The organism is Nocardioides sp. AE5, from assembly GCF_031844485.1.
GTDB lineage: Bacteria > Actinomycetota > Actinomycetes > Propionibacteriales > Nocardioidaceae > Nocardioides.
The window spans coordinates 201,230-222,490 of record NZ_JAUZVI010000004.1 but is presented as its reverse complement, the minus strand read 5'-3'; the positions used below and the strand labels follow the sequence as shown (position 1 = coordinate 222,490).

Annotated in this window: 22 protein-coding genes; 10 read left to right on the top strand and 12 right to left on the bottom strand. The window is 69.4% G+C overall.

Features of this window, described 5'->3' with window-relative positions; genetic code table 11:
* Nucleotides 1-26 precede the first annotated feature (26 nt).
* Entirely contained in the window at nt 27-767 is a 741-nt protein-coding gene (locus Q9R27_RS08635; RefSeq protein WP_311251957.1) for a MerR family transcriptional regulator, read from the top strand.
* Here the strand turns inward: Q9R27_RS08635 and Q9R27_RS08630 are convergent, their stop codons facing one another.
* The 7 genes from Q9R27_RS08630 to Q9R27_RS08600 all read right to left on the bottom strand — a co-directional run bounded on the left by Q9R27_RS08630 (nt 768) and on the right by Q9R27_RS08600 (nt 6,001).
* Nucleotides 768-1,622, bottom strand: a complete 855-nt coding sequence (locus Q9R27_RS08630; RefSeq protein WP_311251956.1) for an oxygenase MpaB family protein — start codon at nt 1,620-1,622, stop codon at nt 768-770. It abuts the gene before it with no gap.
* On the bottom strand, nt 1,619-2,653 hold the full coding sequence (locus Q9R27_RS08625; RefSeq protein ID WP_311251955.1) for an LLM class F420-dependent oxidoreductase: 1,035 nt from the start codon (nt 2,651-2,653) through the stop codon (nt 1,619-1,621). The genes Q9R27_RS08630 and Q9R27_RS08625 overlap by 4 nt, the downstream gene beginning before the upstream one ends.
* A 105-nt stretch (nt 2,654-2,758) precedes the next feature.
* Entirely contained in the window at nt 2,759-3,850 is a 1,092-nt protein-coding gene (locus Q9R27_RS08620; RefSeq protein WP_311251954.1) for a hypothetical protein, read from the bottom strand.
* Nucleotides 3,847-4,374, bottom strand: a complete 528-nt coding sequence (locus tag Q9R27_RS08615) for a SigE family RNA polymerase sigma factor (RefSeq protein WP_311251953.1) — start codon at nt 4,372-4,374, stop codon at nt 3,847-3,849. Before Q9R27_RS08615 ends, Q9R27_RS08620 begins: the two co-directional genes overlap by 4 nt.
* An 83-nt stretch (nt 4,375-4,457) precedes the next feature.
* Entirely contained in the window at nt 4,458-4,982 is a 525-nt protein-coding gene (locus Q9R27_RS08610) for a YbaK/EbsC family protein (protein ID WP_311251952.1), read from the bottom strand.
* Nucleotides 4,983-5,043: 61 nt separating this feature from the next.
* On the bottom strand, nt 5,044-5,616 hold the full coding sequence (locus Q9R27_RS08605) for a PIN domain-containing protein (protein ID WP_311251951.1): 573 nt from the start codon (nt 5,614-5,616) through the stop codon (nt 5,044-5,046).
* Nucleotides 5,617-5,620: 4 nt separating this feature from the next.
* Complete coding sequence (locus tag Q9R27_RS08600; RefSeq protein ID WP_311251950.1) at nt 5,621-6,001, bottom strand: helix-turn-helix domain-containing protein; 381 nt, start codon at nt 5,999-6,001, stop codon at nt 5,621-5,623.
* A 143-nt stretch (nt 6,002-6,144) separates the two neighbouring features.
* On the opposite strand from Q9R27_RS08600, the gene Q9R27_RS08595 reads away from it, so the two are divergent.
* Entirely contained in the window at nt 6,145-7,266 is a 1,122-nt protein-coding gene (locus Q9R27_RS08595; RefSeq protein ID WP_311251949.1) for a glycerophosphodiester phosphodiesterase family protein, read from the top strand.
* On the opposite strand, the gene Q9R27_RS08590 is transcribed toward Q9R27_RS08595, so the two are convergent.
* From Q9R27_RS08590 to Q9R27_RS08580, 3 genes are read right to left on the bottom strand one after another with little or no spacing between them, the layout of a single operon-like run.
* A complete protein-coding gene (locus tag Q9R27_RS08590; protein ID WP_311251948.1) occupies nt 7,205-7,402 on the bottom strand; it encodes a PspC domain-containing protein in 198 nt (65 codons plus the stop codon). The two genes, Q9R27_RS08595 and Q9R27_RS08590, sit on opposite strands and share 62 nt — an antisense overlap.
* A complete protein-coding gene (locus tag Q9R27_RS08585; RefSeq protein WP_311251947.1) occupies nt 7,399-7,755 on the bottom strand; it encodes a hypothetical protein in 357 nt (118 codons plus the stop codon). The genes Q9R27_RS08590 and Q9R27_RS08585 overlap by 4 nt, the downstream gene beginning before the upstream one ends.
* Nucleotides 7,752-8,993 carry a PspC domain-containing protein gene (locus Q9R27_RS08580; RefSeq protein ID WP_311251946.1) on the bottom strand — a complete coding sequence of 414 codons (1,242 nt, stop codon included), beginning with the start codon at nt 8,991-8,993 and terminating at the stop codon, nt 7,752-7,754. Before Q9R27_RS08580 ends, Q9R27_RS08585 begins: the two co-directional genes overlap by 4 nt.
* A 155-nt stretch (nt 8,994-9,148) precedes the next feature.
* Here Q9R27_RS08580 and Q9R27_RS08575 point away from each other — a divergent pair, with 155 nt between their 5' ends.
* The 5 genes from Q9R27_RS08575 (at nt 9,149) to pcrA (ending at nt 14,782) form a co-directional block, all read left to right on the top strand.
* Nucleotides 9,149-10,438 (top strand): PspC domain-containing protein, encoded by a 1,290-nt coding sequence (locus Q9R27_RS08575; protein WP_311251945.1) that lies wholly within the window; start codon nt 9,149-9,151, stop codon nt 10,436-10,438.
* Nucleotides 10,435-11,079, top strand: coding sequence for a response regulator transcription factor (locus tag Q9R27_RS08570; RefSeq protein ID WP_311251944.1), 645 nt, complete (start codon nt 10,435-10,437; stop codon nt 11,077-11,079). The genes Q9R27_RS08575 and Q9R27_RS08570 overlap by 4 nt, the downstream gene beginning before the upstream one ends.
* Nucleotides 11,080-11,152: 73 nt before the next feature.
* On the top strand, nt 11,153-11,740 hold the full coding sequence (locus Q9R27_RS08565; RefSeq protein WP_311251943.1) for a universal stress protein: 588 nt from the start codon (nt 11,153-11,155) through the stop codon (nt 11,738-11,740).
* Between the two features lie 78 nt (nt 11,741-11,818).
* Nucleotides 11,819-12,175: a hypothetical protein gene (locus tag Q9R27_RS08560; RefSeq protein WP_311251942.1), complete on the top strand. Its 357-nt coding sequence runs from the start codon at nt 11,819-11,821 to the stop codon at nt 12,173-12,175.
* 159 nt (nt 12,176-12,334) lie between these two features.
* Nucleotides 12,335-14,782: a DNA helicase PcrA gene (pcrA, locus tag Q9R27_RS08555; RefSeq protein WP_311251941.1), complete on the top strand. Its 2,448-nt coding sequence runs from the start codon at nt 12,335-12,337 to the stop codon at nt 14,780-14,782.
* A 12-nt stretch (nt 14,783-14,794) separates the two neighbouring features.
* Here pcrA and Q9R27_RS08550 read toward each other — a convergent pair whose 3' ends face one another.
* Nucleotides 14,795-15,658: a M23 family metallopeptidase gene (locus tag Q9R27_RS08550; protein ID WP_311251940.1), complete on the bottom strand. Its 864-nt coding sequence runs from the start codon at nt 15,656-15,658 to the stop codon at nt 14,795-14,797.
* Between the two features lie 245 nt (nt 15,659-15,903).
* On the opposite strand from Q9R27_RS08550, the gene sucC reads away from it, so the two are divergent.
* Complete coding sequence (sucC, locus tag Q9R27_RS08545) at nt 15,904-17,073, top strand: ADP-forming succinate--CoA ligase subunit beta (protein ID WP_311251939.1); 1,170 nt, start codon at nt 15,904-15,906, stop codon at nt 17,071-17,073.
* 17 nt (nt 17,074-17,090) lie between these two features.
* Nucleotides 17,091-17,972 (top strand): succinate--CoA ligase subunit alpha, encoded by an 882-nt coding sequence (gene sucD, locus Q9R27_RS08540; RefSeq protein WP_311251938.1) that lies wholly within the window; start codon nt 17,091-17,093, stop codon nt 17,970-17,972.
* 89 nt (nt 17,973-18,061) lie between these two features.
* Here the strand turns inward: sucD and Q9R27_RS08535 are convergent, their stop codons facing one another.
* On the bottom strand, nt 18,062-19,885 hold the full coding sequence (locus tag Q9R27_RS08535) for a hypothetical protein (RefSeq protein WP_311251937.1): 1,824 nt from the start codon (nt 19,883-19,885) through the stop codon (nt 18,062-18,064).
* Nucleotides 19,886-19,984: 99 nt separating this feature from the next.
* On the opposite strand from Q9R27_RS08535, the gene Q9R27_RS08530 reads away from it, so the two are divergent.
* Nucleotides 19,985-21,253, top strand: coding sequence for a DUF6350 family protein (locus Q9R27_RS08530; RefSeq protein ID WP_311251936.1), 1,269 nt, complete (start codon nt 19,985-19,987; stop codon nt 21,251-21,253).
* Nucleotides 21,254-21,261: the final 8 nt, after the last annotated feature.

The window sequence follows — 21,261 nt, the reverse complement described above, 5'->3', positions numbered from 1 at the left end:
CAGGTGACAGCAATACTGTTACAGTCATGAGTGCCGCTGAGGGATCTGACAACGAGGGCCTGCTGACCATCGACGAACTGGCCTCGGCGGTCGGGATGACGGTGCGCACCACGCGCTATTACGCGACGCTCGGGCTGATCCCGCAGCCGATCCGGCGCGGCCGGATCGCCTATTACGACGAGGGCCACAAGGCGCGCCTGGAGATGGTCCGTGCCCTGCAGGACCACGGGTTCACGCTGCAGGCGATCGAGGGCTACATGGGTGGCTTGCCCGCCGAGATCACCGTCGACGAACTGGTGCTGCGCCGCGCCATGTTGATCCCGTGGGCGCCGCAGGCCCGCGAGGAATTGAGCAAGGCAAAACTGGAGGCGCTGGCAGGGCGCAAGCTCACCGCATCCGATCTGGAGACGCTGGTGGCGATGCGGGCTATCGAGGCCTCCGGCCGTTCCTGGGTGCCGCAACCGGCCTTCCGGATCGGGATCGACCTGCTCGGCCTGGACATCCCGCTGGACAGCATCGTCTCCGCCGGCGAGGCGATCCACGAGCACATCAGCGTCCTGGCCAGGGAGTTGACCGCGATCATGAAGACCCAGGTCCTCGAGCCCTTCCGCAGCGGTCAGCACACGCCCGAGGAGGCCCGGGCCTTCGAGGAGACGGTGGCCCGGTTGCGCCAACTCACCGTGGAGGCCGTGGTCGTCGAGTTCCAGCGCACCGCCAACGACCTGATCACCGGCTCCCTGGTCCGACCAGCCGCCGGCGACGCCTGATCAGATCAGGTGCTTGTTGCCGTGGATGCGGCGCCGGGCATCGCGCAGCACCAGCCGCCCGTGCAGGGTGCGCAACCACCGCGGCGTACGTCGATAGACGGGGACCAGGACGGCGAAGAAGAGGTCATAGATCCGCTGGTCGCGTCGTGACCAGGGCAGCGCCAGCACTGCCCGGGCACGGGGATCGAGGTTGCCGCGGGTGAGCAGGTTCTGCAGCATCACCAGCGGCTTGACCAGCAGTGGCATGCCCTCGGCGCTGAGCAGCCGCTTCGCATAGGCCTGGACCAGCGGGTCCTGCTCGAGCCGGTTGTCGAGCACGTCCTCCCAGTACGCCTGGTAATCGGCGTACGTCCGGGGCCACATCTCCGGCCTCACTTGCAGTGCGGTGCCGAAGATCCAGCCGTCGCGGTAGACCTGCTCGCGGGTGGCGGGGTCGAACTCGCCGAACATCTTCTCGTGCAGCCACGTGTTCTGGGCCAGGGTGACCGCCACCCACAACTGCAGGTCGGGATCAAAGGCGTTGTAACGGCCCGTGGAGCGGATCGGGACATGTGCCTTGTTGACCAGCCGGGTGACCACCGCGCGCTCCTCGTCGGTGCCCAGGATCATCACGTAGACATAGGTGAGCGTGGTGCGCAGCCGGTCCATCGGACGGACCAATGCCGTGCTGTGCTCGGCCACGCCGAGACCGACACCCTTCATCGCCAACTGGTACATCACCGCAGAGCCGGCGCCCAGCATCAGCGAGGCCTCGGTGATGAAGTCGGCCAGGCGCTGTTGCGGCTCGCCGTCGATCGGCGCCAGGTCCGCGTCGTACGCTGTGGTGGTCTCGTCGATGCCGGGGGCCAGGCTCATCCGATGAGCTCCTTGACCTGGCGGATCAGGGCGGGTGCGTCGTCGGCGGCCGGGGTGATCTGCAGGTTGGTCACGCCGGACTCGCGGAACGCCTCGATCCGCTCCTTCACGTACGACGCCGGGCCGACCAGGTTGGCCATCTCCAGCAGTTCGAGCGGGATCGCGGCCTCGGCCTCCTTCTTCTTGCCGTCCAGGTAGAGGTCCTGGATCTCCCTGGCCTCGGCCTCATAGCCGTACTGCACGGCGAGGTCGTTGTAGAAGTTCTTTCCACGGGCGCCCATGCCACCGATGTAGAGGGCGAAGAGCGGCCGGGCGAAGTCGAGGAGGCCCTTGACGTCCTCGCCGATCGCGCACATGCCGCCGGCGACCACCTCGAGTGGAGCCAGGTCGGCCGAGCGCTTGGCGGCGCCAGCAGCCAGGGCGTCACCCCAGATGGAGGCGGCCTTCTCCGGGGCGTAGAGGAACGGCAGCCAGCCGTCGGCGATCTCGGCGGCCTGCTCCACGCTCTTCTGGCCAAGGCCAGCGATGTAGATCGGGACCGCGGGACGCTCGGGGTGGGTGAGGATCTTCAGCGCCTTGCCCAGGCCGGTGACCGCGCCGTCCTCCTTGGTCAGCGGCAGCTTGAAGATGCCGTCGGCCTCCAGTTTCTCGCGGCGGATCCCGGCGCGCATCAGTTCGATCACCTCACGGGTGCGCGCCAGCGGCTTGGCGTAGGGCAGGCCGTGCCACCCCTCGATCACCTGTGGGCCCGAGGCGCCGAGGCCGATGATCGCGCGGCCCCCGGAGACGTTGTCGAGGCCGGCCGCGGTCTGGATCAAGGTGCCGGGGGTGCGCGAATAGATGTTCAGGATCGCCGCACCGATCTCGATCCGTTCCGTCTTCGCGGCCAGGTAGCCCATCAGGGTGGGGGAGTCGAAGCCGTAGGCCTCCGCGATCCACACCGAGTCCAGTCCGGCTGCCTCCAGGGCGGTGACCTGGTCGGCCGCCTCGCGCGGGTTGCCGGCATACATCAGGGGCATGGAGAGCTTCATCGATCGTCCTCACGGTTGACGCGGATCAGGGCTGCGCCAACTGTGACACCATTACTGTCACGATCGCAAGGGGATGTCCGCCACATCCGAGGCGATGTCGTCGTATCACCGGGCGTCAGCCGCGAGGGTGGCGAGGACGTCACTGGCCGCCGGACTCGGATGCCAGTACATGTCGACGTCCAGGAAGAACTCACCGCAATGACCCGACAACAACTGTCGATCTCCCCACGGGGTCACCCCATAGATCGCATAGGAATCGAAGTCCGAGCAGCCGGCGAGGTCACGTCGGGGGGTGGTGGAGGTGTTGGCCTCGATGTCGGCGAGCAGGATGCTCAGTTCGTCGGCGCCGATCTCGATCTCCTCGGTGGTGCCGGTGGCATCGTCGGGCAGGCACAGCACTGCGGAGTCGAACTCGACCGGCGCCCGCAGTGGCATCGCCGAGACGGCACGGCTCTCGGACATGTAGGGGTCCCGACAACTGGTCTCGACGACGGGTGCCGGGGTCGGCGGCTCCAGTCCGGCGCGCTGGTCGTGCAGTGCTCCGGTGAACGCATCCACCAGGGTGGCGGTCGTGCCGCTGTCTCCCCGCACACCGTCGCCGACGAAGATCCCGCCGCAGCCGTGCCGCTCGGCACGGATGGTGCGGGTGCTGCCGTCCGCATAGCCGAAGACGAACTCCCAGGTCGGCCCCAGGTCCATGGTGCAGGCCATGTTCGGGTCATCGGCTCGCAGCGGTGCCGCATTGATCAGGTCCACCAGGGCATCGGGGTCCTGGGTGAGCGCATCGGGTGGCGCCTGGAAGCTGACCCCGCCCCCGGGGGAGCACATCAGGACGGCGACGGGCCCTTCCGGCAAGGTGTTCGCGCCGGTCAGTGGCGGCAGTGTTCCGTCCTCGACGAGTGAGGCACAGGTGACTGCGGCAGCGGCGCTCAGCGACTGGGACCCTGGGCCGTTCTCGTCATCGGCGACGATGCTCGGGGAGTCGTTGGAGGACGCTCCGAGCCCGCCCAATGCCAGCGGCACCGCGATCACGGCGAGTACGGCCACGACGGCTCCGGCGGTGAGGATCCGGGCCCGTCGGCTGCGGTGTCGCTGACGGGCCGCGCCCGCCCGATCGGGGACCTCTGGGGGCTCGGGGACCAGCGAGGACAGGGCCTCGCGCAGGCTGTCGTGTCGGTCGGGGCGTTGGTCGTTCATCGTTCCTCCTCCGGGAGACTCAGGTGTGAGGAGGAGCGGAGCGCAGCCAGTGCGCGGGCAGTCTGGCTCTTCACGGTGCCGACGCTGCAGCCGAGCACCTCGGCGGCCTGGCGCTCGGTGAGGTCCTCGAAATAGCGCAGCACGATCACCGCTCGCTGTCCCCGCGGCAGCGCGGCAAGCGCGGCAGCCAGGTCGCCTCGGGTGGTCGGGTCCACGTCGTACGTCGGATGCTCGGGCAGGTCCGCAAAGGGGAGCTCGCCGTTCCAGCGGCGCCGCCACCACGAGGCATAGGTGGTGAACAGGATCCGGCGCACGTATGCCTCGAAGACGTCGACCCGGCCCCACTTGGGCCAGGCCTTGGCCAGCGCGGTCTGGACCAGGTCCTCGGCCAGCTGGCTGTCACCGGTGAGCAGCCAGGCGCTGCGCCACAGCGCGTCACCGCGGCTGGCGACGAAGTCGGCGAAACCCGACCCCGCATCACCTGCGGTGTCCGCCACTGGTCTGGCCATCACTGCTTCACCCATCTGTCCTCCTCGACCGTTATGAGCGGTCGGGATGACAGAAAGGTTGTCACGCCCCGGCGAGTGAGGTGCTCGCCCGGCTGGGTTCAGTTGGCCAGGTCCTCGATCACCTCGGCGCCCGGGAGTTCGCCGAGCAGGCGCCCGGGCAGGAACAGCTTGGAACGACGTACGCCGCTGCCGATGACCGCCTCGTCGATCTCCAGCACCCGCGGATCGACCAGCAGGCGCCACCCGTCGGGGAGGCCGACGGGGGTGATCCCGCCGTACTCCATCCCGGTCTCCTCCACGGCCCGCTCCATCGGGTGGAAGGAGCACTTGCGTACGTCGAGGAGCCGCTTGACCACGTTGTTCACGTCTGCGCGGGTGTCGGCACGGACCAGGCAGGCCGCGAGCCGCTCCTCGCCGGCGCGCTTGCCGCTGACCACGACACAGTTCGCACTCTGCTCCATCGCGAACCCATAGGCCTCACTCATCGCGGCGGTGTCGGCCAGTTCCGGGTCGATCCCGGCCACGCGTACGTCGCCCGCGTGCGGCCAGGACTCCAGCGCCTTCGCCACTGGATCGGCAAGCAGGTCGGGGGCGTCCAGGGCGGAAACGTAACTGAGTGACATGCCGCCATGCTGCCAAACGGGGACAGGTGTGGCCGTGGGAGGTCGTGGCTGCTCGGCTGGGTCAGTGTTCGAGGAGTGGCCGGACTTGGTCGGCGAATCTCGGCGCCCCCGCAGCAGCAACCTTTCCGGCCAGTTCCAAGGGCGTCACGGGTGGGTTCTTCTTGTTCTTGCTCGCGCGGGTGAACGACGCAACGACGTCAGTTTGCCGGTCAGACAGCAGCGCGCAAAGGAACTCGTCCGCAGTGATGACCTCAACTCCAGCGGACAGCACCGCATCCGTGCGCAGGTGCTTCAGGTTCCGGGTGAGCAAGACGTCGACGTCACCGTGGATTGCGGCTGCGGCGTGGACGCGGTCAGCGGGGTCGGAGGAGAGGTCGTCGGTGATCTTGTCGCGGTAAAGGGCCGGGTCGATGCGGTAGCGACCGAAATGAGTCCGCACCGCCGTTGTCACCGAGGCGGCCGAGGCCGAGGTGCGACGGCCATCGCGGACGATCACCCTCTCCCACTCCTCGAGAATCTCGTCTGTCCACACCCACGTGAAGAGGAAGTCCTCCGACAGCGTGAGCATCACGTCCATGACCGTGAACGGAAACAGTTCGCTGGTGTCGATGAAAACCCGCTCGAGTCGAGGCACAGGGCTATTCCCCGAGCGCCGCGCGCAATGCCTCGCTGCCGGCCCGGCGATCCTCGCGTTCGGCCGCGAGGTCGACGACGTCCTGGACGCGGATGCGTCGATGGCGACTGCCGGGCAGGCGGCGGAAGGCCAGCACGCCGTCCTCGCAGAGGCGATCGACGAACTGGCGGGTCACGCCGAGGATCTCGGCCGCTTCGGCGGGAGTCACCTCGTCCTCGGCTCGCAGCACCACCACCCGTGATCCCTGGGCGATGTCCTTGAGCATGGCGCGCACGGCTGCCTCGACCGGGGTGTCATCGCTGAGCCGGTCGATCAGGTTCTTGGCGTCGGACCGGACCGTGGGGTCTTCCGGGTCGAGCGAGGTTGTGAATGCGTGGGCCACCATGCCTCCATGCTAACCCCAACTGCAATAACGGCAACCGAGTCCCGCATCCCAGGCTCCGGCGACCGTTGGCCATCCAGCATTCACCGCGCCTCCACCGATTGGACGCCCGGGTGTGCCTCACTGGAGTCGTGACCCAACTTGGCGTGTCGCGCACGAGCCACCGCGCTCCGGTCCGGAGCCTGGTGGTGACCCCGGCCGTGGTGGCCCACCGCGGCGCCAGCGGCTTGCGTCCCGAGCACACGCTCGAGGGATATCGCCTTGCGGTGCAGATGGGTGCCGACGCGATCGAACTCGACCTGGTCATCACCGCCGATGGAGTCCTGGTCGCACGCCATGAGGGCGAACTCTCCGAGACCACGGATGTCGCCTCGCGTCCGGAGTTCGCCGATCGCCGCACCACCAAGGTGCTGGACGGAGTCGAGCGGCACGGTTGGTTCGTCGAGGACTTCACCTTGGCCGAACTCAAGCGGCTGACGGCGCGGGAGCGGTGGCCCTCCATGCGGCCGGAGTCCGCGGCGTACGACGGCACCTGCGGCATCCCCTCGCTGAACGAGGTGCTCGCCATGCTGCGGGCGGAGTCGGTCCGGGCCAACCGGAGCGTTGGTCTGTTGCTGGAGTTGAAGCACGCGGCGTACTTCGCCTCGATCGGGCTGCCGCTGGACGACCCGCTGCTGTCCGACCTGGCTCGTCACGAGATGGCCCACCCCAGGTCGGGGGTCACCGTGATGTCCTTCGAGCCCACCGTGCTGCGGCAACTGGCCACCCGGACCGGGATCGAACTGGTGCAGTTGCTGGAGACCGCGGACCTGCGTCCGCCGGACCTGGCGGCGGTCGGTGACCCGCGGACTTATGGCGACCTGTGTACGCCGGCCGGGTTGGCCTGGATCGACGAGTACGCCGACGGCATCGGCGTGCACAAGTCCCTGGTCCTGCCCCGGGACGCGAGCGGTGCGATCTCGACGCCCTCCGCCCTGGTCCGTGACGCGCACCGGCACTGGCTCACCGTGCACGTATGGACGCTGCGGGCCGAGAACCGCTTCCTGCCAAGCAACCTGCACGGTGACGGCGGACCTGGGGCGTCGGGAGACCTGGTCGGTGAGGCGCGTGCCTTCCTCGATGCGGGTGTCGACGGCCTGATCACGGACCAGCCGGACCTGGTGCTGGCAGCATGCGAGGGATTTCGGGCCATGACCGCCCACATGCTCAGTGGTTCGGCATCAACACCCAGGCCGCCAGATAGGCGACCAGGGCCGTGCCGAAGCTGAACAGCGCGGCGATCACGGTCAGCACCCGCACCAGGTTGGTGTCGAGATGGAAGTAGTTCGCCAGACCGGCGCAGACGCCGCCGATCATCTGGTTGTCGCGGCTGCGGAGCAGTCGGCGCGGAGCTGAACTGTTCATCGTGCGTCCTCCTCGGTGGGGATGACCATGGTGGACTCGGTGGTGTCGTCGGCGACGGGTGCTGCAGGTGCGACTGGCGCGTGCTTCTTGCCCCGTACGCCGCTCCACGCGGCGACCGCCAGGCCGACCGCGCCGGCGACGACCCACGGCACCGGCATCAGCCAGCGGATGTCGCGCTCGGCGACCAGGTCGCTCGAGATCACGGCCCACACGGCGACCAGGCCGGCGAAGGCCAGCCCCATCACCAGGTGGCCGGTGTTGACCGGGTGGCGCCCGGAGTCCTCGTTCTCCATCAGTGCCTCCTGGGCATGGTTGCGGGTCGGGTTCTCTGCATCGAATGCCGGGTGGTTCATCGCGCACGCACCTGGATCTCGCCGAAGTCAACCTCAGCGCGGATGGTGAGCTCGGGTGCCCCGTCCGGGCCGGAGCGGGACCGGGACAACGAGTAGTCCCAGCCACTGTTGGCGCGCTCGCCGAAGAGGCGGGCCTCACCGCCGGCGTTGACCCGGGCATGGGCGTGGACGGTGATGTCGTCGGGGACGATCACCTCGATGCGGCCCAGATCCACGTCGATGTCGATCGTGGTGCCGTCGAGTTCCTCGACGTCCGCCACCTCGGTCAGGTCCAGGACCACCTCGCCGGCCCCGAAGTCATAGTGCGTGGTGACCGCCGCTGCGGTGACCGGGCGGTCCAGGTAGCGCTGGCCCTCCCAGCGGTCCACCACCGTGCCGATGGTCAAGCCCATCGCCGTGACCAGGCCGAGGGCGATCAGGCCACCAGCGCGGCCATAGAAGGCGCCGACGACGAGCATCACCGCGATGATGCCCAGGGCCAGGGCCGGGTACGCCGATCCGATGACGTTGGCGCCGGCCGCGTCCACGATGCCCAGCGTGCCCAGGCCGAGGGCGACCAGGCCGAGGGTGAACCAGAAGAGGATCGGTCCCCGCTTGCGCGGGTTGCGGGGCCGCGGCTGGCGGGGCGGCTGGCCGGCCCACCCTGCGGGTGCGGCGTACGGCTGGGTCGGATAGGACTGCGTCGGGTAGGGCTGGGTGGCGTACGGCTGCCCGGCCGGGGCGTACGTCGCCGTGCCCGGCGTCCCGGGAGGCGCCTGGCGGTCGCGCCGGGAGAGCAGCACCCACGCGATCACGCCGAGGATCAGCAGCGGCCACGGGAACCAGCCACCCCAACCGGGACCGAACGCGTCGCCCAGCAGCGAGAGGCCGGCCAGGACGCCGGCTCCGATCAGGGCCACGTTGCGCGAGCGCTGGTCGATGTTGACCACCGCAGCGCCGTGGTCGTCGGGAACGATCAGCCACATCGCGGCATAGACGATCAGGCCGGCGCCGCCGAAGAAGGTGAGCACCACGAACGCCACCCGGATGATCACCGGGTCGATGTCGAAGTGGCGCCCCAGCCCGCCGGCAACACCGGCGACGTGCTTGTCCCAGCTGCTGCGGCGCAGCCGGGACAGGTCGCGCATCTCCTCCCCGCTGACGCGGGGGCCCTGCGACTCGTGGGTGGGTGGGGCCTGGGTCTGGGTGTCGGCCCGGCCGGGGTCGTCCCCCGCGCCGGACGGGTTCTGTTCGCTCATGCCTCAACTCTCGCGCCCGGCCGGGGCCGGGACCATCGGGAACAACCCTGATTCAACCCCGCTCGGCGGCCGCCTGTCTCGGGGTCACCCCGGGGTCGGAATCAGGGTGCTGCCCCGTGGTCGCCACCGGGGCACTGTGTGACGATTGAACCGACATGACCACCACAGCAGGCGGGACCGGCGCAGCACCCGGGCCCCACGACGTACGACGGGCGACCCGCGACACCGCCGACTCCTGGCTCGGTGGCGTCGCCTCGGGACTGGCCCGCCACCTCGGCCTGCCCGTGATCTGGATCCGGCTCGCCTTCGTGGTCGGCACCGTCCTGGGCGGCATGGGGATCGCGATGTACGCCGGGCTGTGGATGGTGCTGCCCACCGACGAGAAGTTCAGCGACGACGCCCCCGGCCTCGCCGCCGCCACCCGGACCGGCAAGCGCCCGGGCACCAGTCGCACCCTGGGCGATGTCGGCCCGATGATCGCGCTGGGCGCCCTCGGCATCGGGATCGTGCTGATGGCCGAGGTCGCCTTCGGCCGCGGGGCGCTCTTCTGGCCGGTCGTCATCGGGCTGGTCGGGATCGCCCTGATCTGGCGCCAGGCCGACCAGGCACAGCGCGAGCGCTGGCTCGACACCACCGAACGGATCAACCCGATCCGGGCACTCTTCGGATCCGGCGGCTGGGCATCGTGGCTCCGCGTCCTCGCCGGCTGCTCCCTGATCCTCACCGCCCTCGGAGTCTTCGCCCTGACCAGCGGTGGCGTCGGGGTGGCCCGCGAGATCGTCATCGCCGGGCTGCTCGGGGTGGTCGGCATCGCGCTCACCCTGGGGCCGTGGATCTTCCGTCTCGCCTCCGACCTGGCCGACGAGCGGGCCGAGCGGGTCCGGTCCCAGGAGCGCGAGGACGTCGCCGCGCACCTGCACGACTCGGTGCTGCAGACCCTGGCACTGATCCAGAAGAACGCCGCCGACCCGGCGACGGTCGCCCGGCTCGCCCGGGCCCAGGAGCGCGACCTGCGGACCTGGCTCTTCACCGACCCGGCCGAGGCCGGGGAATCGATCGCGGCCGCCCTGCGCGAACTGGCAGCCGAGGTCGAGGATGCCTGGCACGCCGTCGTGGAGACCGTGACGGTGGGGGACACCCCGGTCACCGAGGACCTGGTGCCGATCGTGCACGCGACCCGCGAGGCGCTCACCAACGCCGCGAAGCACGCCGGCCCCGGCAAGATCGACGTCTATGCCGAGGTCTCGTCGTCGGCAGTGGAGATCTACGTCAAGGACCGTGGGGTCGGCTTCGACCCCACGGCCATCGCGCCGGACCGGCAAGGGGTCCGGGGCAGCATCGAGGCGCGGATGGAGCGCCACGGTGGGACCGCGAGAATCAGGAGTGCACCCGGCGAGGGCACCGAAGTGGTGCTGCGGATGCCGCTGCAGGAGGAGAAGTCGTGACCCGAGTCGTCATCGTCGATGACCATGCCATGTTCCGTGCCGGAGTGCGCGCCGAGCTCCAGGGGGCCGCCGCGCCCGGGACGCTGGACATCGTTGCCGATGCCGAGGACGTGCCCACTGCGGTGACCGCGATCCGCGAGCACCAACCCGATGTCGTACTCCTCGACGTACACCTGCCCGGGGGAGGCGGCGTCGAGGTGATGCGCCAGCTCGGCACCACCGAGACCCGGTTCCTCGCGCTCAGTGTCTCCGACGCCGCCGAGGACGTGATCGGCACCATCCGCGGCGGTGCCCGCGGCTATGTCACCAAGACCATCACCGGACCCGAGCTGGTCGATGCGATCAAGCGGGTCGCCGAGGGTGACGCGGTCTTCTCCCCGCGCCTGGCCGGCTTCGTCCTGGACGCGTTCGCCGGCTCCATCGAGGTGGCTGCCGTCGACGAGGACCTGGACCGGCTCACCGAGCGCGAGCGGGAGGTGATGCGGCTGATCGCCCGCGGCTATGCCTACAAGGAGGTCGCGAAGGAGCTCTTCATCTCGGTGAAGACGGTGGAGACCCACATGAGCTCGGTGCTGCGCAAGCTGCAACTCTCCTCGCGCCACGAACTCACCCGTTGGGCGAGTGATCGACGCCTGCTCTGATGCTCGCGCTGGGGGCCCGGCTGGTCTACCGTGGAGCGAAGGCCCGGCTTGAGGCGCATCTTGGGAGGCAAGCATGCACGTAGTCATCGCAACGGACGGTTCGCGGCAGTCCCTGACCGCGGCAAGGAAGTTCAAGGCCTTCGCCGACCCGAAGAAGGTCACCGAGATCTCGATCGTGGCGGTGATCCGCCCCCTGGCCGCGGTCGCCTTCGCCAACGACCTCTCGCCCTCCACGAAGCCGCAGAAGCGTGAGGACAATTCCTCGCGCAAGGCCGCAGCCGATGCGGTCGACGCCCTCGCCGCCGTCTTCGACGACTGGGAGGGGCCGGTGCACAAACGGATCCGGAGCGGGTCCGCGGCCAACGAGATCATCAAGGCCGCCAAGCAGTACGACGCCGGACTGGTCGTGATCGCCGCGGGTGGACGCGGACTGAGCGACACCGTGTTGATGGGGAGCACCGCCCAGAGGGTCCAGCACTATGCGCCGTGCCCGGTCCTGGTGGTGCGGCCCACCAAGACGAAGAAGGCGCCGGCGAAGAAGGCAGCCGCGAAGAAGGCTGCAACGAAGAAGACCGCCCAGAAGCCGGCTGCCAAGAAGGCCACGGCGAAGAAGCCGGTCGCCAAGAAGACTGCGACCAAGAAGGCAGCGGCCAGGAAGTAGGGCACGAGCGGCACACAGCCGCCGGGTTAGGGTCTCCTTGCTGTCGCTACTACGACAGCGCGTCGTAGCATCGGCGTCATGGATACCCTGCGCCTGGTTCTGCTCTTCCTCCACCTCCTCGGCTTCGCTGCCCTGATCGGTGGCCTGCTGGTCCAGATGGGCACGGCCGACAAGGTGGTCAACGCGGCGATGCGTGACGGCGCCGGCACTGCCTTCCTGGCCGGCCTCTTCCTGGTCGGGGTCCTCGAGGCCGGCGACGGCGACGTCAACCACGCCAAGATCGGCGTCAAGCTCCTGATCGGCCTGGTCGTGCTGGGCCTGGTGATGGCCAACCTGCGCAAGGAGAAGGTCGCCGACGGCCTCTACTACGCGCTGCTGGCACTCTCGGTAGCCAACGTCGCAGTGGCCGTCTTCTGGTCCTCCGCGCACGTCTGAGCCCACTGCCTCCGCTGCCTCTCCGTGCTGTAACGCGGTGTCCTGGTCGCTTGAGCAGTGCTGTGACGTGCATTTTCGTCAGCAACGCCGCACAAGTGCTGATGTGTGCCGTGACCCGGCGACCGGGTGTCGGTGGGTCCACGTAGGTTGGGGCACAGCATGAGCACCTCGTTCCCGATCCCTGGCCTGGAGTCCGTCGAACCTCGACGTACTCCCTCCTCCGATGCCCTCCTCGACGGGCTCAACGAGCCACAACGTGCCGCCGTCGTCCATGCCGGGAGACCGCTCCTGGTCGTCGCAGGCGCCGGGTCGGGCAAGACCCGGGTGCTGACCCGGCGGATCGCCTGGCTGATCACCGAGCGCAAGGCACACCCCGGCTCGATCCTGGCGATCACCTTCACCAACAAGGCCGCTGCCGAGATGAAGGAGCGGGTCGAGGAACTGGTCGGCAAGCGGGCCCGGATCATGTGGGTCTCCACGTTCCACTCCGCATGCGTGCGGATCCTGCGCAAGGAGATCACTGCCCTCGACTTCAACGGCACGGCGTTCAAGTCCTCGTTCTCCATCTATGACGCGGCCGACTCCAAGCGACTGATGACCCTGGTCTGCCAGGATCTCGACCTGGATCCGAAGAAGTTCCAGCCACGCGCCGTGCTCAACTGGGTCTCCAACAAGAAGAACGAGTTGCAGGATCCCGAGGACGCCGCCCGGGACGCGGGCAACGGCTTCGAGCGGCAGTACGCCGCGGCGTACGCGCTCTACCAGCGTCGCCTGCGCGAGGCGAACGCCGTCGACTTCGACGACATCATCATGCTCACCGTCCACCTCTTCCAGACGTTCCCCGACATCCGGGAGACCTATCGCCGCCGATTCCGTCACGTCCTGGTCGATGAATACCAGGACACCAACCACGCGCAATATGCGTTGATCCACCAGCTCTGCGCCGACTCGATGGAAGAGACCCCCTCAGGTGGCGAGCGGGTGGAGCCGGCCGAACTGATGGTGGTCGGTGACGCGGATCAGTCGATCTATGCCTTCCGGGGCGCCAACATCCGCAACATCCTCGACTTCGAGCAGGACTTCCCCGACGCGACCTCGATCCTGCTGGAGCAGAACTATCGCTCCACCCAGACCATCCTGAACGCCGCCAACGCGGTGATCACGAACAACTCCGGCCGCAAGCCGAAACGGCTCTGGAGCCAGGCTGGTGACGGGGCGAAGATCGTCGGCTACGTCGCCGACGACGAGCGCGACGAGGCTCGCTTCGTCTCCGACGAGATCGACAAGTTGACCGACTCCGACGGCGTACGACCCGGCGACGTCGCCGTCTTCTACCGGACCAACGCCCAGTCCCGGGTCTTCGAGGAAGTCTTCATTCGCACCGGTCAGCCCTACAAGGTGGTCGGGGGAGTCCGCTTCTACGAGCGCCGCGAGGTGCGCGACGCGCTGGCCTATCTGCGGATGCTGGCCAACCCCGCCGACGAGATCTCCCTGCGCCGGGTGCTGAACACCCCCAAGCGTGGCATCGGGGATCGCGCCGAGGCCATGGTCTCCGCGTTCGCCGAGCGCGAGGGGATCATCTTCTTCGAGGCGTTGCGCCGGGCCGCGGAGGCCGATGGGCTCGCCACCCGCTCCTTGAACGCGATCCGTGGGTTCGTCGACATGGTCGAGGAGCTCCAGTCCATGGTCGATGCGGGTGAACGACCCGACGTGGTCCTCGAGTCGGTGCTCGCCCGCTCGGGTTACCTCGAGTCGCTCGAGGCCTCCGACGACCCGCAGGACGAGACCCGGGTGGAGAACCTCGCCGAACTCGTTGCCGTGGCTCGCGAGTTCTCCGATGACCCGGTCGCGGGACCCTCGGTGGATCCCGCCGACCCCGACGCGACGGTGGCCGGTACCGAACGCCCGGGCCTGTCGGACTTCCTGGAGCGGGTGGCGCTGGTCTCCGACGCCGACCAGATCCCGCCGGCTCCGCCGGAGGAGGGCGGCGACGCCGGCGCCGATGATGGGGGAGTGGTCACCCTGATGACCCTGCACACCGCCAAGGGACTCGAGTTCCCGGTGGTCTTCCTCACCGGACTCGAGGACGGCGTCTTCCCGCACATGCGCTCGTTGGGCGACCGCCCGGAGCTCGAGGAGGAGCGACGCCTGGCTTACGTCGGCGTCACCCGGGCCCGTGAGCGACTCTTCCTTTCCCGTGCGGTGATGCGGTCCGCCTGGGGAGCCCCCGCCCACAACCCGGCATCGAGGTTCCTCGACGAGATCCCCACCGACCTGGTCGAGTGGCGGCGTACGGCGGCGATGCAGACCTCGTGGAACCGGCCCGCTGCCACCAGCCGCGTCGGGGTCGACTTCGGCGCCCCCACGGCGGCCGGTCGCCGCAACTTCGGCTCGGCTGCCGCCCGCCTGGACGCAGCGAAGAAGGCCAAGCCCGCCCGCGAGATCCCCTCGCTCTCGCCGGGGGACCGGGTCACCCACGGCACCTTCGGGGCCGGGACCGTGGTCAGCGTCGAGGGCGCCGCAGAGAAGTCCGTTGCCGCCGTCGACTTCGGTGACCAGGGCGTGAAGCGGCTGCTGCTGCGCTACGCGCCCGTCGAGAAGGTGTGAGTCCCGCCGGGTTCAGGGACGCAGGCCGTGCGCGATCAGGGCCTGGCGCGGGTCCACCGGGTCGCCGGCGCCGGGACGGACCTCGAGGTGCAGGTGCGGGCCGGTGCTGTTGCCGGTCGAGCCGACATAGCCGACGACCTCGCCGGGGCGCACCTGGTCGCCGACACTCACGGCGTACGCCGAGAGGTGGGCGTACCACAACTCCTCGCCCTTGTCGGTGGTGATGATGATGCGCTGGCCATAGGCGCCGGCCGAAGCGACCGAGGTGACAGTTCCGCTGGTGACCGACATCACCGGGGTGCCCTTGGGGGCGGCGAAGTCGAGCCCGGTGTGGGTGTTGGCCCACAGGCCACTGGACTGGCCGAAGCTGGCGGTGATGCGATAGCTCGTCAGCGGCAGGGTCCACCCGTTGAGGGCGAGCTCGGCGGAGTGCTTCTCTGCGCTCTCGGCGAGTTTCTTCAGCTCGGCGCTGCGCTCCTGCGCGATCGCGTCAGCGGCCTCCTTGAGCTGCTCCGACGAGGCGTCCTGCAGGGCGTCACGGCGGGAGTCCCGTGAGACGGCCTGTTCGCGCTGGCTCAGCGCGGAGGTGGAGGCGACCTGGCTGGTGCCGGTCATCGCGCCCGCGGCCTGGGTCAGGCGCAGCGGCTGGGCTGCGGCAGGCTCCACCGACGACTGGCCCAGGGTCACCGCGCCGGTGGCCGAGAGGGTCAACGCGACGACGCCGAGGGCGACCGGGGTGGAGGGCAGGGCGCGGAGGAACGAGCCACGGGCGGCGGTGGGCTTGACGGCCTTGCGCTTGCCGCCGGCGCGGGCGGCGACCGGGGCTCCCGGGGTCGCGGACTTCGCTCCACGACGGGGAGCTCGGTGGTTGCCCATGCAGAATTCCTCAAACCTCGGGTGCGAAGCGCTAAGAGACTGTAGCCGATTGCCCCGGAGCGTTGGCAATCACCACTTCGGGCCATTGTGGATGACCGGGTGGGCCATCCGCAGGGGAATCAACGAACTCGGCCAAGGTTTTGTTACCGGTCCGTTGGGCGACCCGACTTGGAGGCAGGTGCCGGGTCGGGTCTAGGGTGCCCTGAGGAATCCCCGGACTGTCGAACAGAAAAAGGACTGGGTGGATGTCAGACCTGATGGAATATCAGGCGAAGGAACTCTTCGCCAAGCACGGTGTCGCCACGACGCTCGGCAAGGTCGTCGAGACCGCTGAGGACGCCAGGAGCGCCGCAGAGGAACTGGGCGGCGTGACCGTCATCAAGGCCCAGGTCAAGGCCGGCGGCCGCGGCAAGGCCGGCGGTGTCAAGCTCGCCAAGACCGCTGACGAGGCCTTCGAGCACGCCTCGAACATCCTCGGCATGGAGATCAAGGGCCTCACGGTGAACCGTGTCCTGGTCACCCCGGCGACCCCGCCGGTGGAGGAGTACTACTTCTCCTTCCTGCTCGACCGCGCCAACCGCTCGCACCTGTGCATCGCCTCGGTCGAGGGCGGCGTGGAGATCGAGGAGGTCGCCAAGACCAATCCCGACGCCGTCAAGAAGATCCCGGTGAGCGCCCTGGAGGGGGTCACCGCGGAGAAGGCTGCCGCCATCGTCGACGAGGCGAAGTTCCCCGCCGAGCTGCGCGACCAGGCCATCGAGATGGTCCAGAAGCTGTGGCAGGTGTACGTCGAGGAGGACGCCACCCTGGTCGAGGTCAACCCGCTGGCCCGCCTCGAGGGCGACAAGCTGGAGGCCCTGGACGGCAAGGTGTCGCTCGACGACAACGCCTCCGAGGTGCGCCACCCCGAGCACGAGCAGTTCGAGATCCGCGAGGAGGCCGACCCGCTCGAGGCGAAGGCCAAGGACCTCGGCCTCAACTACGTCAAGCTCGACGGCCAGGTCGGCATCATCGGCAACGGCGCGGGCCTCGTGATGAGCACCCTCGACGTGGTCGCCTATGCCGGGGAGAACCACGGCGGCGTCAAGCCCGCCAACTTCCTCGACATCGGTGGCGGCGCCAACGCCGAGGTGATGGCCAACGGTCTCGACGTGATCCTCAACGACGACCAGGTCAAGAGCGTCTTCGTGAACGTGTTCGGTGGCATCACCGCCTGTGACGAGGTCGCCAACGGCATCAAGGGCGCCCTGGAACTGCTCGGCGACAAGGCCACCAAGCCGCTGGTCGTCCGCCTCGACGGCAACAACGTCGACGCGGGCCGCGCGATCCTGAACGAGCTGAACCACCCGCTCGTCACCCAGGTCGACACCATGGACGGCGCAGCCGACAAGGCTGCCGAGCTGGCGAACGCCTGAGACTAGGAGAACTTGAAATGACGATCTACCTGAACAAGGACTCCAAGATCATCGTCCAGGGCATCACCGGTGGCATGGGCTCCAAGCACACCGACCTGATGCTCCAGGCCGACGCCAACATCGTTGGTGGAGTCAACGCGCGCAAGGCCGGCACCACGGTCGAGCTCAACGGCAAGGAACTGCCCGTCTACGGCACGGTCGCCGAGGCGATGAAGGAGACCGGCGCCAACGTGTCCGTCGCCTTCGTCCCGCCGGCCTTCACCAAGGACGCCTGCATCGAGGCCATCGACGCCGAGATCCCCCTCCTGGTGGTCATCACCGAGGGTGTCCCGGTCCAGGACAGCGCCGAGGTGTTCGCCTACCTCGACGGCAAGAAGACCCGGATGATCGGCCCCAACTGCCCCGGCATCATCTCGCCGGAGGAGTCGCTGGCCGGCATCACCCCGCATACCATTGCGGGCAAGGGCCCCATCGGCCTGGTCTCCAAGTCGGGCACGCTGACCTACCAGATGATGTACGAGTTGCGTGACTACGGCTTCACCACCGCCATCGGGATCGGTGGTGACCCGATCATCGGCACCACCCACATCGACGCGCTCGAGGCGTTCGAGAACGACCCCGAGACCAAGGCGATCGTGATGATCGGCGAGATCGGTGGTGACGCCGAGGAGCGCGCCGCTGCCTACATCAAGGAGAACGTGACCAAGCCGGTCGTCGGCTACGTCGCGGGCTTCACCGCTCCCGAGGGCAAGACCATGGGCCACGCCGGCGCCATCGTCTCCGGCTCCTCGGGCACCGCGCAGGCGAAGAAGGAGGCCCTCGAGGCCGCCGGTGTCAAGGTCGGCAAGACGCCGTCCGAGACCGCCGAGCTGATGCGGGAGATCCTCAAGGGCCTCTGAGGCCCCTGCTCCACCCACCTGCCCCCGTACGCCGACGGCGTACGGGGGCAGGTGCATTTCCGGCATGACCGCGCCCGGCGCCGAGCCGGTCAGGAGTCGAGGTTCGAGAGCCGGGCCGCGGCACGGACGGTCAGCTCGACCAGTGCCGCATCCGAGATCCGGTGGTCGCCGTCGCGGACGAAGCCGAGCTGGACGACGTACGGCCCGCGCTGGACCAGGGCCATCTCCACGGCGAGGTCCTGGTCCTCGGAGACCTCGATGACGACCCGCCACACGCGTTGTTCACGGGAATTGGTCGTGGTCGAGTCGATCTCCTCCACCGTGGCGGCGGGGTCCTCGTCCTCGCACTCGGCCATCCGCTGCTCGATGGTCTCGAGGAAGCGCCTGGCCTGGGCCTCGGAGGTGAACTCGCCCATCGTCTCGGTGAGCCCGAACGAGCTGGACAGGTCGGCCTGGGGGATGACGAAGCTCCGGGTCACCGCTTCCTTGACCGCGTCGCCGGTGAACGAGGCGTTGTCGCACCGGGTGGCAGCGAGGTTGGTGGTCGCCTCGATCGCATCCGTGGCCACCCAGGGCTGGGCCACGCCGCTGACCGGGGGCAGGTCGATGACCTGGAGCAGGCCCGGCGAGTCGGGCGCCGGCAGCGGCGGGATCCGGGTCGCCTGCGCTCCGGGTCCGGGACAGGCGCCGCCGGCATCGGTGGCGCACAGGGCCTTGGTGGCCTCGACGGTCAACGCCATCCAGGGGGCGACCTCGGGCCGGTCCCGGGTGGTGTCGCTGCGGACCACGGTGGTGACCAGGGAACCGGTGCGCACCACGCTGACCAGCCAGGTGCGCACGGGGGGATCCCACGTGTGCAGCATGATCATCATGCCCTCGTCGCCGACGTCGTCCAGCCGGTGCGCCTGGATCAACTGGGCGCGCTCGTCCTGGCACTGGGCATACCACGACAAGGTGGTCTGGTACGCCGCCTTCGCGGCTGCCTCGTCCGCGGAGAGCTCCACGGTCTGCAGGGCACTGCTCTCCGGTTCGCCGCTGACCGGGAAGGTGCGCACCAGGGAGGCGAGTCCATCCTTGTCGGCGAACCGGGTCCGCTGGCATGCGGTGTTGATGCCCTCGCCGGAGGTGTTGTCCGAGGTCTGGGCGGCGCCGACGCTCCGCCCGGAGAACCCCTCGGAGACCTGGGGGCTGGTCAGCAGCGAGGCGACGTCGATGTGTGCTTCCGGTGCCTGGTCGTCGGCGCCGGGGGCCGCGCCCTGTCGGGCGGAGCCGTTCAGCAGCGGCGCAGTTCCACTGCCGTGGTGCACCACGGCACCACTGGTCAGCAGGGCGCCCACGCAGGCCGCGACCCCGAAGGTGGTGTGCATCCGGCGGCGGGCCTTGCCCCCGCGCCGGATCACCGATGCCCTCGGGAAGCGGGTGCCGGCCACGCGCTCGGCCAGCGCAGCCAACCGGCCGCCGATCTCGGCCTCGTCGACCCCGGTCGAGGCGCGGAAGGAAGTGGTGGCCAGGTCGAGTTCCCGCTCGGCCGCCTCGTCGGTCAGTCCGAGTTCCCGGGCGAACGTCTGCGGGGAGGCCTCGCTGAGGTGGGTCAGCACCAGCGCGCGCCGCTGGGTGCGGGGGAGCCCGGAGAGTGCGTCGAGGGTCGCCTTCGACTCCTCGCTCAGGGTCCGGTCGCGGTGCCACGGCCGACCGGTGTGGCGCCGCTGGGCCAGGTTCCAGGCATGCGGCCTGATCCAGGAGCCCATGTCGTCGATCCGGGAGACCTTGCGCCAGTGGTGCCACGCCGCCACATAGGCGTCCTTCACGGCGCTGCGCGACGCCGGCAGGTCGCCGGTCAGCGCGAACGCCTGCAGGAGCAGTCGTTCGCGGGTCGACGCATAGAAGGCGTCGAAGTCGGCTTGGCTGTGCATGGCGGGTCAACCGTACGGCTTCGCGGGCAACGGCGAAACCGCGGCCTGCGGCGTGTGCGGCCCGCGGAGGACCGCACTGCGGGTGAAGATGGCGGGGACATGACTGCGACTCTCGATGCATCCGGCACCGGCACTGCTGCGGCCCAGGGGCGCCCGGTGCCCCTGCTCGCGCTGGCCGCTGGTGCCTGCGCCGCCGGGGCCACCCTGGTCGCCTGCCTGGTCGTCGCCACGGTGGGCTGGTTCCTGGCCGATGGCGGTGCCCACGGCGCCCCCCGTGATGCGCTGCGCACCGGCGGGGCGGTGTGGTTGATGGCACATGGGTCCGGCGTCGAGGTCCGTGGCGTTGCCATCACCGCGATGCCGCTCGGCCTGAGCCTGCTCTGTGCCTTCAGCGCCTGGCGGTTCGGCCTGCGCCTCGGGGAGCAGGTCGCCGGGCACGGCCCGGACGCCCTGGACCTGGCCGACGGGGAACGCGACTGGACGGTGCCGCTGGCGCTGGGTCCGTTCGCTGCGGCGTACGTGCTCATCGGTGTGGTCACCTCGGTCCTGGTCGGGGTCGACGTGGCACTGCCGCGCGCCGGCGCGGTGCTGCTCTGGTGCGTCGCGCTCTCCGGGGGCCTCGGTGCCGTGGCCATCGCCGTCGGTTCGGGCCGGGCGGCGATCTGGTTGCCGACGGTGCCGCGGACCGTGCGCGAGGGCGCCGTGGCCGCCGTCCACGTGCTGAGGACCTTCCTGCTGCTCTCCCTGGCCACCTTCGCGGTCGCCCTGGTGCTGGACTTCGGCACGGCGATGAGCCTGATGTCCCAACTGCACCTGGGCACCGGCGACGCCATCATCGTGGTGCTGGTGATGGTGCTCCTGCTGCCCAACGCGGTCCTCTTCGCGGGCTCCTACCTGGCCGGCCCGGGATTCACCGTCGGCACCGGCACCCTGGTCTCGCCGTCCCTGGTCGCCATCGGCCCGCTGCCGATGTTCCCGATGCTGGCCGCGCTGCCGGACAACGGCCCTACCCCGGCCTGGGCACCGGCCCTGATGCTCCTGCCCGTCCTGGTCGCCGGGTACGCCGTGGCGCGCTCGCAGGCGCGCAACCCCGTGGTGCGCTGGGACGAGGGCGCGTTGCAGGGACTCGTCGCCGGCGTGCTCGCCGGCCTGGTCATCGGCGGACTCGCCGCCCTGGCCGGCGGGGCAGTCGGCCCGGGACGGATGGCCGAGGTCGGGCCACTGGCCGGCACGGTGGCCCTGCGCGCGATGATCGCGCTCGGGCTCGGCGCGATGCTCGGTGGGCTCTACGCCACCTGGCGCAACCGCCGGATGCTCCCGGTGGAGGACTCCGGGCCCGGCGACCCGGACACAGCACCGTCCACCTGACGCGCAGC